The sequence below is a fragment of the Polaromonas sp. P4_F9 genome (genome assembly GCF_056401235.1).
Genome location: NZ_JBFUJT010000024.1, coordinates 52,998 through 67,000 on the forward strand (window position 1 = coordinate 52,998; position 14,003 = coordinate 67,000).

The following is a 14,003-nucleotide window of genomic DNA, read 5'->3' on the forward strand; positions in this document are numbered from 1 at the left end:
CAAATACAAGCACTTGCAGCACCGGCGCATGTTTACTTGTGCCGGTCGCCAGAGCCATTTCGGCATAGTCTGGGTGTGCCCTGAATGCTATATTTTTTATAGCCTCCGGTGCTTGTCTGCCATGGGTTGGAGACCAATTTTACCGCTAAAAGCAATTCGGCCGCTTTCCCCGGCTTGGAGCAGGTCTTTTCAGCCGTATCGGCGACCCCGGCCACCGGAGGTGCAGGAGCATGGTGCATCGTGGGCCGCCCACCGCTTTTTGACCGGTTTTCCCCATAAAACCGCTACTCCGCCCCCTCGTTCTCCTTTGCGGCCAAATGACTCACCAGCAGTTGCGCCGCCGCTGACAGGCTGGATGCATCTCTAAAGCAGATGGCAAAGCGGCGACTGGCCCAGGCATCGAGCAGGGGCACCACGCGCAACCCATAAGTGCGGGCATATGGCTCGGCCACTTCGCGCGGCACCACGCTGATGGCCAGGTTGGCGCGCACCACGCGCAAAACGGCTTCAAAGTTGGACACGATCACGCGGTGCATGATGGCCTTGCCCTTGAGTGCGGCTGCGCGCTGCAGCAGCATCTGCACGGCGCTTTGCACCGGCAGGCTGACATGCTCGTAATCCAGCGTCTGCTCGAAGCTCAGGGTTTCGTGCCGGGCCAGCGGATGCGACGGATGGACCACGATGGCCAGGTGGTCGCGGCGGTAGCCGCGCGACTGCAGGCCGGTCAGGTCGGCGGCATCCCAGCAGATACCGACCGAAGCCACGCCCTCCTTGATGCCTCGAATCACGTCAGGACTGACACGCTCCTCCATGCTGACCTGGATATCGTGATGCGCCGGTACCTGCAAAAAGGCCGCCACATCATCGGCCAGCGACTCCGCCATGACAGATGCCGTCGCCAGGATGCGAACCTGGCCGCGCACGCCCAGCGCATAAGCGGCCATGTCGCGCTCGATCTGCTCAGCGCTGGCCAGCATGGTACGCGCGTGCTCCAGCAGGCTCTCACCGGCGGGTGTGGGCTCGACGCCGCGGCGCCGGCGCACCAGCAGCGAGGTACCCACCGTGTCTTCCAGCTGCGCCAGCCGCTTGCTGATGGCCGAACCGACGATGTTGGCCTGCTCGGCCGCCCGGGCGATGCTGCGCGTTTCACACACGGCGGCAAACAGCCGCAGAGTGGTCATGTCCAGGTCTCTCATGGGGCAGCTCCGGTTGCGCAGGACTCGTTTATCCGCTTTAGATATTCTGATACGGAACGCAGAAGGTTCCAAAATTGATAACCACAACCAATCGGGAAATTCTAAACTGCACCTCTAAATTTCAAAATACCTGGAGACAGTCAGTGAACATGCTTTCAAGCGCTTCGGTTTCCCCCCAAGCCGCCCCGTCCGCCCTATCCGCCAAGCCCGCCCTGCCTCGGCAAGTCAGCATTCGCGAAGTAGGCCTGCGCGACGGGTTGCAGAGCATTGCCACCGTCATGCCCACCGCGCGCAAGCTGGCGTGGATCCGTGATGCCTACGACGCCGGCCAGCGCGAAATCGAAGTCGGCTCTTTTGTGCCGGCACGGCTGCTGCCGCAACTGGCCGACACGGCGGAGCTGGTGGCCTATGCCAAAACCCTGCCTGGACTCGTCACCTCGGTGCTGGTGCCCAACCTCAGGGGCGCCGAGCGCGCCATCGAATCGGGCGCCGACCTGATGCTGCTGCCGCTGTCGGCCAGCCATGCCCACAGCCTGGCCAATTTGCGCAAGACGCCCGATGAAGTGGTGCAGGAGATTGGCCGCATCCGTGCGGCGCGTGATGCCTCGGGCTCAAAAATCCTGATTGAGGTGGGCTTTAGCACGGCGTTTGGCTGCACGCTGCAGGGCCGGGTCGAGCCGTCCGAGGTGTTGCGCCTGTTGCAGCTGGTGCTGGACGCCGGGGTGGACCGGGTCGGCCTGGCAGACACCGTGGGTTATGCCGACCCGGCCATGGTGCAAGACCTGTTCGAGGCTGCGTTCGCCATAGCCGGCGACCGGCTGGCCTGCGGCCACTTTCATGACACGCGCGGCATGGGCGTAGCCAATGTGTACGCCGCGCTGCAAACAGGGGTGACGCGTTTCGACGCCTGCCTGGCCGGCATTGGCGGCTGCCCGCACGCACCGGGCGCCAGCGGCAACGTGGCCAGCGAAGACCTGGCCTACATGTTCGCCAGCATGGGCATTGAAACCGGCATCGACTTCGACAGGCTGATGGCCCTGCGCACCCAGGTTGCCCACTGGCTGGAAGGCGAAACCCTGCACGGCACCCTGTGGCGCGCCGGCCTGCCGAAAACCATGCGGACCACCGCCACGGCATAACCACTCCAGATCAACACTCCAGATCAACGAAGAACGAATAGCGGCATGCAAAACAATCAAACCTCAGCCTCAGCCGCCCCCCAGCCACTGGCCGGCTTGCGCGTCGTCGAATTCACCCACATGGTCATGGGCCCCACCTGCGGCATGGTGCTGGCCGACATGGGGGCCGAGGTCATCAAGGTCGAGCCGATCGACGGCGACCGGACCCGCCGCCTGCTGGGCGCCGGCTCGGGCTTTTTCCCGATGTTCAACCGCAACAAGAAAAGCATAGGCATCGATCTGCACGACCCCACCGGTGCGGAAGTGGCGCGCAGGCTCTGCGCCAGCGCCGATGTGGTGGCCGAAAACTTCAAGCCTGGCACCATGGCCAAGTACGGACTTGACTACGCCGCCCTGAGCGCCGCGAACCCGCGCGTGATTTACGCCAGCCACAAGGGTTTTTTGCCTGGCCCCTACGACCACCGCACCGCGTTGGACGAAGTGGTGCAGATGATGGGCGGCCTGGCCTACATGACGGGCCGCCCCGGCGATCCGTTGCGCGCCGGCACCAGCGTCAACGACATCATGGGCGGCATGTTTGGCGCCATTGGCGTGCTGGGCGCGCTGATTCAGCGCGGCATCACCGGCAAGGGCATGGAGGTCCAGTCGGCCCTGTTTGAAAACAACGTGTTTCTGGTCGGCCAGCACATGCTGCAGTACGCCATCACCGGCCAGCCGGCCGCACCCATGCCCGACCGCATCTCAGCCTGGGCCGTGTACGACGTGTTTACCGTCAAGGATGGCGAGCAGATATTCCTGGCGGCCGTCAGCGATGCGCAATGGGCCACTTTTTGCGATGTACTGGGTTTTGCCGACCTCAAGGCTGAACCAGGCTATGCCAGCAACAACGAACGCGTCACGCTGCGCCCCACCCTGCTGCCCATCCTGCGCGAGCGCCTGGCCACACGCAGCGCGGCGGAATTGGCGGCGCTGCTCGAAAAGGTTGGGCTGCCGTTCGCGCCGATCCGCAAGCCCGAAGAACTGTACGATGACGAACACCTTCTGGCGACCGGCGGCCTGGCCGACATCACGCTGCCCGACGGCGAGCGTGCCGGCCAAACCGCCAAAACGACCCTGTGCCCCTTCACGATGGACGGCCAGCGCTTGGGTGTGCGGCTGCAGCCCCCCACGCTGGGCCAACACACGCGAGAACTGCTGTCGGGCCTGGGCTATGCCTCGGATGACATCGAACGGCTGCATCGGCAAGCGGCGGTAGCCTGAACCGGGCGGCGCGAACCCCCTTCGGCTACGTCAACAACTAACAACTGGCAATTTTCACCGGTTTCACAGTTTCAATAGTTCCAACGACAGTTCCAACGGCCCACCAAAACGGAGACAAACATGACAGTTCCCACCCCCACCCTCACCCCCATCAAGGCAACGCGCCGGCAAACCCTGCGTGGCCTGAGCGCCGCGCTGCTTGGCAGCACCTTCATCGGTACACCGCTGACCTTGCTGGCCCAGACCGCCGACAGGGTGGTGCGATTTATCCTTCCGGTCAGTGCGGGCTCGGGCGTGGACACCATCGTCCGTGCCGCCGGCCCCGCCATGGGCAAGACACTGGGGCACCCGGTGGTCATCGAAAACCAGCCTGGCGCGGGCGGCATCGTCGGCACATCGGCGCTCGTCAAGGCGGCACCGGACGGCATGACGCTGAGCGTGGTGTCGAACAACCACGTGGTCTATCCAAGCGTGTACAAATCGCTGCCCTTTGATCCGATCGCCGACATCACTCCTATCAGCGTGCTCGGCAGCACGCCGTTTGTGCTGGTGGTCAATCCGGCCAGGATTGCGGCGACCAATGTGAAGGAACTGGTGGCGCTGCTCAAGGCCAAACCCGATGCCTACAACTACGCCTCCTCGGGCAACGGCACCATCCTGCACCTGGCAGCGGAAATGTTTCTCGACGAGGCCCAAGTCAAGGCCAAACATATCCCCTACAAAGGGGTGGGCCCCATGGTGGCTGACCTGATTGGCGGGCAGGTCGAGATGGGCGTGCTGTCGCTGCCGTCGGTCCAGGCGCACCTGAAAAGCGGCGCCCTGCGCGCCATTGGCATCGGTGGCAGCGCCCGCGTGAGCGCCGCACCGGACATTCCCACCATTGCCGAACAGGGCCTGCCCAACTACAACATGGAAGGCTGGTTTGCCGTGATTGGTCCGGCCAAGCTGCCAGCGGCAGAGGCCAAGCGCATCCAGGCAGCCGTGGCTGCCGCTTATGCCACCCCCGAGGTCAAGGAAGCCATGGCCAAACAGGGCAACACCATCAATCCGGGCACGCCGGAAGCGGCCGCACAGTATTTCCGCAGCGAGTTGGTGAAATACGCGAAGCTGGTGAAAAAGGCGGGCGTCGAACTGCAGTAATCCGTGTCGCGCGGATGCTGGCTCGTGGCATCCGCGCCCCCGATTCCTCTGTATTTCTCTGTTTTTTGATAGCGGACAAAAGCCTCGGCTTCCCTGCCAGTCCTGGCCGGACGCAAGTCGGGCCAGGTATTGCAACCCGGAAGGTTGTAGTGACATTTTTATGCTTCTCCCTAATTTGCCTTTGACGTTCTTTGACGTTTACCCCTGACGTTTATTTCCTCACGTAAATCTGGTCAAACGATCCGCCATCGGCGAAGTGTTCCTTGTCTGCCTTGGTCCAGCCACCGAAGGCCTGGTCGATGGTGAACAGGTTCAGCTTGGCGAACTGCTTGGCGTATTTGGCCTTGGCCTTCTCGGAAACCGCCGGGCGGTAGAAGTTCTTGCCAGCGATGTCCTGGCCTTCTTCCGAATAGAGGTACTTCAGGTATTCCTCGGCGACGGCACGCGTGCCTTTTTTGTCGACGTTCCTGTCGACGACGGCCACAGCGGGCTCAGCCAGGATGCTGAGCGAAGGGGCAACCACGTCGAATTTGGTGCCAAATTCCTTTTCCAGCAGGTAGGCTTCGTTCTCCCACGCAATCAGCACATCCCCCTGGGCGCGCTGCGCAAAGGTGATGGTCGATCCACGGGCGCCCGTATCCAGCACCGGCACATTGCCGTAAAGCTTGGCCACAAAGTCTTTGGCCTTGGCGTCGCCGCCATATTTGCGCTTGGCGAACTCCCACGCCGCCAGGTAGTTCCAGCGGGCGCCGCCCGACGTCTTGGGGTTGGGCGTGATCACGCTGACGCCCGGCTTGACCAGGTCATCCCAGTCCTTGATGCCCTTGGGGTTGCCCTGGCGCACCACCAGCACGATGGTCGAGGTGTAGGGCGAGGAGTTGTGCGCCAGCTTCTTTTGCCAGTTGGGGGCGAGCCATCCGCCGTTTTTCACCAGCGCGTCGGTGTCTCCCGCCAAGGCCAGCGTGGCCACGTCGGCATCCAGGCCATCGATGATGGAGCGGGCCTGCTTGCCGGAGCCGCCATGCGACTGCTTGATGGTCACGTCCTGGCCGGTTTTGGCTTTCCAGTGTTTGGCGAAGGCGGCGTTGTACTCCACATACAGCTCGCGGGTGGGGTCATAGGACACATTAAGAAGCGTCACCGCCGGTTGCTGGGCATGGCTGGCCAGGACTGACCCTGCCAACGCTACGGCCAATGCCGCATGGGTGGAAACATTGATAAAGTGACGGCGTGTACTCATGGTTGCTTTCCGGTCCAAAAATGCATGTTTATGCGGGAAACTGGATTCTGGAAGCAGCCATTGGAAACAGGAACGAATAAGAAATCAGCTTGTTATTCCTAAAACATCTTATAACCACGAAAGAATATTCAAATGGCACGCATGGTCAAATGCATCAAACTGGGCAGGGAAGCCGAAGGCCTCGACTTTCCCCCCTATCCCGGCCCACTGGGCAAGCGCCTCTGGGAAGAAGTCAGCAAGGAGGCCTGGGCCGATTGGATGAAACAGCAAACCATGCTGGTCAATGAAAACCGGCTCAACCTGGCCGATGCCCGCGCCCGCCAATACCTGGCCCGGCAGATGGAAAAGCATTTTTTTGGCGAAGGCGCCGATGCGGTACAGGGCTACGTGCCACCCACCCAGCCGTGAGCGCGTAAACACCCCGAAGATTTACATCCTGAACATTTCGGATGCCCGAGCGCATTGAGTGGCTGAAAGACGGCACCCCCTACAGCCCGCGTTTTGGCGACCGCTACCGCAGCGAATTGGGTGGGCTGGACCAGGCTCGTGAAGTTTTTCTGAAGGGCTGCGGCCTGCCCGCAGCCTGGGCCGGGCAACCGCAATGGTGTGTGCTTGAAACCGGCTTTGGCCTGGGCCTGAATTTCCTGGTGACTTGGGCAGCCTGGAAAACCGACCCGCAGCGCCCTGGCCTGCTGCATTTCGTATCTACAGAAGCATTCCCGGCCAGCGCGGAAGATGTGCTGCGCAGCGTTCGGGTTCACCCCGAATTGCTGCCTTTTGCGCAGCAACTGCAGGAGCAGCTCTGGGGCCTGTTGCCGGGGTTTCACCGCCTGGCCTTCGAGGAAGGCCGGGTGCTGCTGACGCTGTGCATCGGTGATGCCAAAGCGATGCTGCGCGAACAATCGTTTGAAGCCGATTCGGTCTACCTCGACGGTTTCAGTCCCGGGCTTCAACCGGAAAATTTACCGGATATCTGGGATCTGCATACCTTCAAGGCAGTCGCGCGCTGCTGCAGGCGCGGTACCCGCGTGGCCACCTGGACGGTGGCACGCAGTGTGCGCGATGCGCTGGCGCAGTGCGGATTTGTGGTGCAGAAAACGCCGGGCATTCCGCCCAAACGCGACAACCTGCAGGGAGAATTCAACCCCGCGTGGGAACCCAAAAAATCGACGCAGCCGCTGCTGCGTCACCGGGCGGGCCGTTGCGTCGTGATCGGCGCTGGCCTGGCCGGCGCGGCGGTGGCGGCGAGCCTGGCGCGCCGTGGCTGGCAGGTGGAGGTGCTGGATGCGGCAGACGCACCTGCCGGCGGCGCGTCCGGCCTGCCCGCGGGTGTGCTGGCGCCGCATGTGTCGCCCGACGACAGCCTGCTCTCGCGCCTGTCGCGCAGCGGGGTCAGGGCCACACTGCACCAAGCCCAAACGCTGCTGCACGCTGGCAGCGACTGGAACCCCACCGGCGTGCTGGAGCATTGCGTGGACCATGCGCGCAGGATGCCGGCCGCCTGGCAGGCCGGTTGGGTCGAGGCCGCGCAAGACTGGACCTGTTCGGCCACACCCGGGCACCTTGCACAATGCCACCTGCCGGCCTCGGCATCTGCCCTGTGGCACGTGCGGGCGGGCTGGATCAAACCCGCCAGTCTTGTTAAAACCTGGCTGGCATCGCCAGGCGTTGAGTTTCATGGGCGCGCAGTCGCGAGCCGGCTCGTCCGCCAGGCGGATTCCTGGCAAGTGCTGGATGCCCGCGGGCAGGTGCTGGCGCGCGCTGAGCTGGTGGTGCTGGCTGCGGGTTATGCCAGTCGTGCACTGGCCGAAGCAGCCTTGCCGCCAACAGCCCCGCCGCTGGCTCTGCAGGCCATTCGTGGCCAGGTCTCCTGGGCATTGCACCCACCGGGCTCCGCTAACGCGCTGCCGGCATTTCCGGTCAACGGCCACGGCAGCCTGATTCCCGCGCTGCCCATCAACGGTATGGCCAACGAGCTTGCGTGGGTCACGGGTTCGACCTTTGAACGGGACAACGTCCTCAATGAGCTTAAGCCTGAAGACGACCGGCACAATCTCGGCCGGCTGCAGACACTGCTTCCGGATACGGCACACAAACTGACCGCGCAATTTGAGGCGGGACAGGTCAAGGCGTGGGCCGGCGTGCGCTGCGCAACACCCAGCCGCCTGCCCGCGCTGGGACCCTTGGCGGCGCCCGGCCTCTGGCTATGCAGCGGCATGGGATCGCGGGGACTGACCTTTGCCACGCTCTGCGCGGAGCTGCTGGCCGCCAGGCTTCATGCGGAGCCTCTGCCACTGGAGCAGCGCTTGGCCGAGGCCTTGCTACCTCAGTACGGCGAGGCAAAGCCGGTGTCGAAAGACTGAAGGAATTTGTAGCCGGGTCAGCTCACCAGCGTGCGGGGGCGCCGGGGCGCGGGGAGACGCGACAGCGTCAGGTCAGGCTGAGCAGCAGGTGCTCGAGCTTCCCGGGATGCAAAGGCTTGCACAGGCAGGCGCGGGCGCCCGCCAACCAGCCGCGCGCCGCATCGAATCGCGAAGCCTTGCTTCCGGTCAGTATCAGGGAGTCGATTGCCGGGCGTGCCTCGCCCATCTGCTTGACCAACCGCCAGCTGTCCATATCCGGCAGCTCCAGGTCCAGGATGACCAGCTTGTAGAGCCGGTTATTCAGCCATTGCAGCGCTTCTGCGCCGCTGGCGGCTTCGTCAACATGCATCAGCCCGGCCATCGCCAGCCGAGCCCGCATATACAGACGGGCATCATGGCTGGCATCGACCACCAAGGCGTGGGGCCGGCAGATCCCGGACGCTGGCTCCAGTAGTGCCGAGGAGGTGGTGAACTCAAAATCCAGGTCCAGGTTCAGGTTCAGGTTCGTATCCGGCACGGGAGAGGATTCAGGCCCGAGAGGCAAGTCGAGGTCGAACTCAGGAAGGTCATGTTGAATTGCCGGCGACATGTCCAGCGCAAACAGCTCATCCATGCCATCAATCACGGCTGCCCATTGAAGCGGGCGGGCCACGACAAGGCTCGCCCTGGCAGGCGCCCTGTCACCAACCCAAATGAGCTTGAGACTGTCATGGGCGGGGTTGGCCAGCTCCAGCGCGGCTTCCCAGCTGTCTCCATCAATCAGCGCCATCTCTGCAGCCTGGGGAGCCGCCGCCGTCCAGAGCGCATAAGCCGTTGACCGGCTCTCGGAAAGGCGAAACATCGTGTTCAGGGCGTGGCGCTCCACGTCACTGAACCCGAACACCTTGACAAAAATTCGATTGACTGCCTCGCCGCCCATATCGCCCATGTATGCCATTTGGAGGTGATTATGCGGGGATTCAGCACGCTTTTGCGTGTCCCGAAAATTCATGGTGCGCATCACCAGCAGATCACTTCATGGCATCAGGCGGACGGCGTGCCTTGACATAGGCATCGCTGGGCAAATAAGCCTTGCCATCCGCATAGCGCCACTGCACCATCGTGCCCTTGTGGCCGCGCAGGTCGAGCTTGCCCACGTAGGCCCCCATGGTGGACTGGTGATCCACCGCCCGGAATTCAGCCGGTCCAAATGGCGTGGAGAACTTCAGGCCGCGCAGGGCCGTCACCAGTTTCTCGTTGTCGGTGGAGTTGGCTTTTTTGATCGCTGCAAAAATGGCCTGCATGGTGGCATAGCCCACCACCGAGCCCACCTTGGGGTACTCATTGAAACGTCGGTAGTAATTGGCCGCAAAACTGGCGTGCTCCCGCGAATCGATCTGGTCCCAGGGGTAGCCGGTCACGATCCAGCCCTTGGGTGTTTCATCTTTCAGCACATCCAGGTACTCGGGCTCGCCCGAAAGCAGGGAAACTACCGGCGTTTTGGGGAAAATTCCACGCTGGTTGCCTTCCCGGACCAGCTTGGCCAGATCGGCGCCGAAGGTCACATTGAAGATGGCGTCGGGCTTGCTCTGCATGGTGGCCTGCAGCGTGGTGCCGGCATCCAGCTTGCCCAGCGCCGGCCACTGCTCACCCACAAACTCCACATCCGGCCGCCTGGCCTTGAGCAACTCCTTGAAGCTGGCGACAGCGCTCTGGCCATATTCATAGTTGGGGGCAATGGTGGCCCAGCGCCTGGCGGGCAGTTTGGCAGCCTCTTCAACCAGCATGGCAGCCTGCATATAAGTACTCGGGCGCAAGCGGAAGGTGTAGCGGTTGCCTTTATCCCACACAAGGGCGTCGGTCAGCGGCTCGCTGGCCACATACACCCTCTTGTTCTTCAGGGCGTGATCGGCCAGCGCCAAGCCTACATTGGACAGAAAGCCGCCGGCCAGGACGTCCACTTTTTCCTTCGATGTGAGCTCGATGGCATGGCGCATCGCTTCCTCGGGTTTGCCGGCGTCATCGCGCGCGATTACCTCCACCTTGCGCCCCAGCAGGCCACCCGTCACATTGATTTCCTCCACGGCGAGCTGCCAGCCCTGGCGATAAGGCTGGGTGAACTGTGGAATGGTCGAATAGCTGTTGATTTCGCCGATTTTGATCGGCGGCTTTGAGCCGGCTTGCGCCAGCACCCCAGTCACCGAGGCCAGCAACAGGCTGCCCAGCCAGGTGGATTTCGTAAATTTCACGGTTTTCTCCAAAAATAAGCCACTCGGTCCAACTGGCAAGGATGCTGGCCGTGGGTGACAGTGGGGTTGGCAGTGTGTTGGCAGGCGCGGAAGGCCCCGGTCAGGAAGAGGAAGCACGGACTGTACCAGCGCCTGCAGCTCCTTGTTGAGTCCGATCTCCGCAGCCAGGTTCACGCCCCACCCAAACCGGGCAAAGCGTTATAAACACATGCAAATAAGCTTATTCGCATAAAGGTAGAACAAATGTGTAGTTTGTTTTTATAAGCCGCCCACTTACATTTTCCGGCTTATGCATGAATTTGCCTTTGTATTTGCAGGATTTGCCGTGGGCCTGGTCGTCGGCCTGACGGGTGTGGGCGGCGGATCGCTGATGACGCCGCTCTTGATCTTCTTTTTCGGCATCAAGCCCCATCTGGCCATCGGAACAGACCTGCTGTTCGCCGCCTTCACCAAAATGGGCGGCACCGTCAGCCTGGCGCGCGCCCGGGTCGTGGACTGGCGCATTGTCGGCCAGGTTGCCGCCGGCAGCCTGCCCGCGTCGCTGCTCACCCTGTACGTGTTGCAGCGAATGGGGCCGGCCAATCCGACAACCCAGACCATCATGACGACAACGCTAGGCCTGGCGCTGCTGCTGACGGCTATTGCGACGTTCTACAAGGTCTTTCGCGGCAAAGTGGTGCCCAAGAAAATCGCCGCCGAACTGCTGGGCGAGGCGACCCGTGCCCATCACTGGGCGCTGCCCGTACTGTTTGGCGCCGTTATCGGCACTCTGGTCACGATGACTTCTGTGGGCGCGGGCGCCATTGGCGTGATCGTGCTGATGCTGCTTTACCCAACCCTGCCCCTGTCGCGCATTGTGGCTGCCGATATTGCCCATGCGGTGCCGCTCACGCTGGTGGCGGGCCTGGGGCACGCTTCCATAGGCTCAGTAGACTGGTCTTTGCTCATCAAGCTGCTGGCCGGCTCGCTGCCTGGCATCTGGCTGGGCTCGCACCTGATGCATAAAACGCCTGACCGCGTGATCCGCTCCCTGCTGTCCGTCCTGCTGGCCTACGCCGGCGTGAAGCTCATTTCGATATAGTCGGCTACTATTTTTCCTTCCGTAGCTCACGCAGCTCCCTGAAAACCGTTTCATCCTGAACCGTTTGATACCCCGACAGCCATGTACCAATACACAGAATTTGACCGCCAGTTCGTAAAAGCCCGCGCCGACCAGTTCCGCGACCAGCTCACGCGCTGGCAGGCCGGCCAGTTGCCCGAAGACGAATTTCGGCCACTGCGACTGCAAAACGGCTGGTATGTGCAGCGTTATGCGCCCATGTTGCGCGTGGCGGTGCCTTACGGCGAGCTCTCCAGCGCCCAGCTGCGTGTGCTGGCCAAAATTGCCCGCGAATACGACCAGCCCAATGCCGCCCTGCTCGAAGGCGCGCAGGCCACCCAGGACAAGCTGGGCGCCATTCCGCTGAAAAACGGCCAGTCGGTGCATTCAAAACTGACCACGGGCTACGCCCACTTCACCACGCGCCAGAACGTCCAGTACAACTGGATTCCGCTGGACAAGTCAGCCGACGTGATGGACCTGCTGGCCAGCGTCAACATGCACGGCATCCAGACCAGCGGCAACTGCATCCGCAACATCACCAGCGACGAACGTGCCGGCATTGCGGTCGACGAGATCGCCGACCCTCGCCCGTTTGGCGAAATCATGCGCCAATGGAGCACGCTGCACCCCGAGTTCTCTTTTTTGCCGCGCAAGTTCAAGATCGCCATCAGCGGCGCCAGGGAAGACCGTGCCGCCATTGGCTGGCACGACGTGGGCTTGCAACTGCTGCGCAACGCCGAGGGCGAGCTGGGCTTCAAGGTGCTGGTCGGCGGCGGCATGGGCCGCACGCCCATCATCGGCACGGTGATCCGCGAGTTCCTGCCCTGGAACCAGATCATGAACTACCTGGAAGCCGTTGTACGCGTGTACAACCGCTATGGCCGCCGTGACAATATTTACAAAGCCCGCATCAAGATTCTGGTGAAGGCTGAAGGGCAGCGCTACATCGACGACGTCGAGGCCGAATACAAGCAGATCATGGAGCACGACGGTGGCCCGCACACCATCACGCAAGCCGAATACGACCGCGTGGCCGCCTGCTTCGTGGCGCCCACCCTCAGCTGCGACCGCAAGGAAGCCGACGCCAAGATCGCCCACATCCTGCGCGCTGCGGCCGAAGACGATGTCGAATTTGGCCGCTGGCTGCAGCAAAACGTCGCGCCGCACCAAAACCCGGACCTGCGCGCCGTGACGCTGTCCTTCAAGCGCCTGGGCCAGGCCCCCGGCGACGCCACGGCGGCCCAGCTTGAGACTGCCGCCGACCTGGCCGACCGTTTCAGCGCCGGTGAAGTGCGCGTGACGCACGAGCAAAACCTGCTGCTGCCCTGGGTGCGCTGCGACGAGCTGCCCGAGCTCTGGCGCGCCGCCCGCAAGGCAGGTTTTGCCAAGCCCAACATCAAGCTGCTGACCGACATGATTGCCTGCCCCGGCGGCGACTTCTGCTCGCTGGCCAATGCCCGGTCCATTCCGATTGCCGAAGCCATCACAGAGCGCTACCAGGACCTGGACGAACTGCACGACCTCGGCGAGATCGACCTGCACATCAGCGGCTGCATCAACTCCTGCGGCCATCACCACAGCGGCCACATCGGCATCCTGGGCGTTGATAAAGACGGCAAGGAGTGGTACCAGGTGTCACTGGGCGGTTCTGACGGCTCTATGTTGTCTGGCCCTGCCGTGCCGGGCAAGGCCGTCGGCCCCTCTTTCTCGGCGGCTGAAGTCCCCGAAGTGATCGAAGCGGTGCTGGAAACCTACCGGCAGCAACGCGAAGCTGGCGAGACCTTTATTGCAACGTTGCGGCGCGTCGGTGCCGAGCCCTTCAAGACTGCTGCGAATGGTGCGCGTTTTAGCGCCACCCGCGCCGAGACGGCCGAAACGGCCGCCTGAAGCGTCCACCTGGCCGCACCTTCCAAGGACAAAATCATCATGAAATTAATAGCTTCTAGCGCCCACTCGACGGGGACGGCAGGCCAAAATGTCATTGAACTGGCAAATGACGCCGATCCATTCCAGGTCTCCCTTGAGGGCGTGGACCGCATTGACCTGAACTTTCCCAAATTCACTGACGGCCGGGCCTTCAGCCAGGCCTTCCTGCTGCGTCGCCGGCTCGGTTTCAAGGGCGAGATCCGCGCCACTGGCGATGTGCTGGTCGACCAGCTGGCGCAAATGGAGCGCAGCGGCTTTGACGTGGCCGTGCTGCGCGCCGACCAGGACATGGCCATCGCCCAGCGCGTGCTGGCCGCCTACCCCGGCTACGGCGTGGGCAAGTACCAGGGCGATGCAATCGACATCCAGCCGCATTTTGTGACCGCGGCAATATCCTCTGCAACCTGAA

At 62.7% G+C, this 14,003-nt stretch carries 12 protein-coding genes; 8 read left to right on the forward strand and 4 right to left on the reverse strand.

Annotated elements, in window-relative coordinates; all coding sequences use genetic code 11:
* Window positions 1-284: 284 nt before the first annotated feature.
* Window positions 285-1,196 (reverse strand): LysR family transcriptional regulator, encoded by a 912-nt coding sequence (locus AC1DUB_RS19760; RefSeq protein ID WP_477730921.1) that lies wholly within the window; start codon window positions 1,194-1,196, stop codon window positions 285-287.
* Between the two features lie 143 nt (window positions 1,197-1,339).
* Between AC1DUB_RS19760 and AC1DUB_RS19765 the strand changes: the two genes are divergently transcribed.
* From AC1DUB_RS19765 to AC1DUB_RS19775, 3 genes are all read left to right on the forward strand, one after another.
* A complete protein-coding gene (locus tag AC1DUB_RS19765) occupies window positions 1,340-2,335 on the forward strand; it encodes a hydroxymethylglutaryl-CoA lyase (RefSeq protein WP_477730922.1) in 996 nt (331 codons plus the stop codon).
* Window positions 2,336-2,380: 45 nt separating this feature from the next.
* Entirely contained in the window at window positions 2,381-3,595 is a 1,215-nt protein-coding gene (locus AC1DUB_RS19770) for a CaiB/BaiF CoA transferase family protein (protein ID WP_477730923.1), read from the forward strand.
* 120 nt (window positions 3,596-3,715) lie between these two features.
* Entirely contained in the window at window positions 3,716-4,735 is a 1,020-nt protein-coding gene (locus AC1DUB_RS19775) for a Bug family tripartite tricarboxylate transporter substrate binding protein (protein WP_477730924.1), read from the forward strand.
* 211 nt (window positions 4,736-4,946) lie between these two features.
* Here the strand turns inward: AC1DUB_RS19775 and AC1DUB_RS19780 are convergent, their stop codons facing one another.
* Window positions 4,947-5,975 (reverse strand): sulfate ABC transporter substrate-binding protein, encoded by a 1,029-nt coding sequence (locus AC1DUB_RS19780; RefSeq protein ID WP_477730925.1) that lies wholly within the window; start codon window positions 5,973-5,975, stop codon window positions 4,947-4,949.
* Window positions 5,976-6,107: 132 nt separating this feature from the next.
* Between AC1DUB_RS19780 and AC1DUB_RS19785 the strand changes: the two genes are divergently transcribed.
* Complete coding sequence (locus AC1DUB_RS19785) at window positions 6,108-6,383, forward strand: oxidative damage protection protein (RefSeq protein WP_477730926.1); 276 nt, start codon at window positions 6,108-6,110, stop codon at window positions 6,381-6,383.
* Window positions 6,384-6,424: 41 nt separating this feature from the next.
* A complete protein-coding gene (mnmC, locus tag AC1DUB_RS19790) occupies window positions 6,425-8,338 on the forward strand; it encodes a bifunctional tRNA (5-methylaminomethyl-2-thiouridine)(34)-methyltransferase MnmC2/FAD-dependent 5-carboxymethylaminomethyl-2-thiouridine(34) oxidoreductase MnmC1 (protein ID WP_477730927.1) in 1,914 nt (637 codons plus the stop codon).
* Window positions 8,339-8,405: 67 nt separating this feature from the next.
* Here the strand turns inward: mnmC and AC1DUB_RS19795 are convergent, their stop codons facing one another.
* Together AC1DUB_RS19795 and AC1DUB_RS19800 are read right to left on the reverse strand one after the other, a co-directional pair.
* On the reverse strand, window positions 8,406-9,275 hold the full coding sequence (locus AC1DUB_RS19795; protein WP_477730928.1) for a response regulator: 870 nt from the start codon (window positions 9,273-9,275) through the stop codon (window positions 8,406-8,408).
* Window positions 9,276-9,348: 73 nt separating this feature from the next.
* On the reverse strand, window positions 9,349-10,566 hold the full coding sequence (locus tag AC1DUB_RS19800; RefSeq protein ID WP_477730929.1) for an ABC transporter substrate-binding protein: 1,218 nt from the start codon (window positions 10,564-10,566) through the stop codon (window positions 9,349-9,351).
* 289 nt (window positions 10,567-10,855) lie between these two features.
* Here AC1DUB_RS19800 and AC1DUB_RS19805 point away from each other — a divergent pair, with 289 nt between their 5' ends.
* The 3 genes from AC1DUB_RS19805 (at window position 10,856) to AC1DUB_RS19815 (ending at window position 14,002) form a co-directional block, all read left to right on the forward strand.
* Window positions 10,856-11,647, forward strand: a complete 792-nt coding sequence (locus AC1DUB_RS19805) for a sulfite exporter TauE/SafE family protein (RefSeq protein WP_477716814.1) — start codon at window positions 10,856-10,858, stop codon at window positions 11,645-11,647.
* 81 nt (window positions 11,648-11,728) lie between these two features.
* A complete protein-coding gene (locus tag AC1DUB_RS19810) occupies window positions 11,729-13,555 on the forward strand; it encodes a nitrite/sulfite reductase (protein ID WP_477730930.1) in 1,827 nt (608 codons plus the stop codon).
* Window positions 13,556-13,594: 39 nt separating this feature from the next.
* A complete protein-coding gene (locus AC1DUB_RS19815) occupies window positions 13,595-14,002 on the forward strand; it encodes a DUF934 domain-containing protein (protein ID WP_477730931.1) in 408 nt (135 codons plus the stop codon).
* Window position 14,003: the final 1 nt, after the last annotated feature.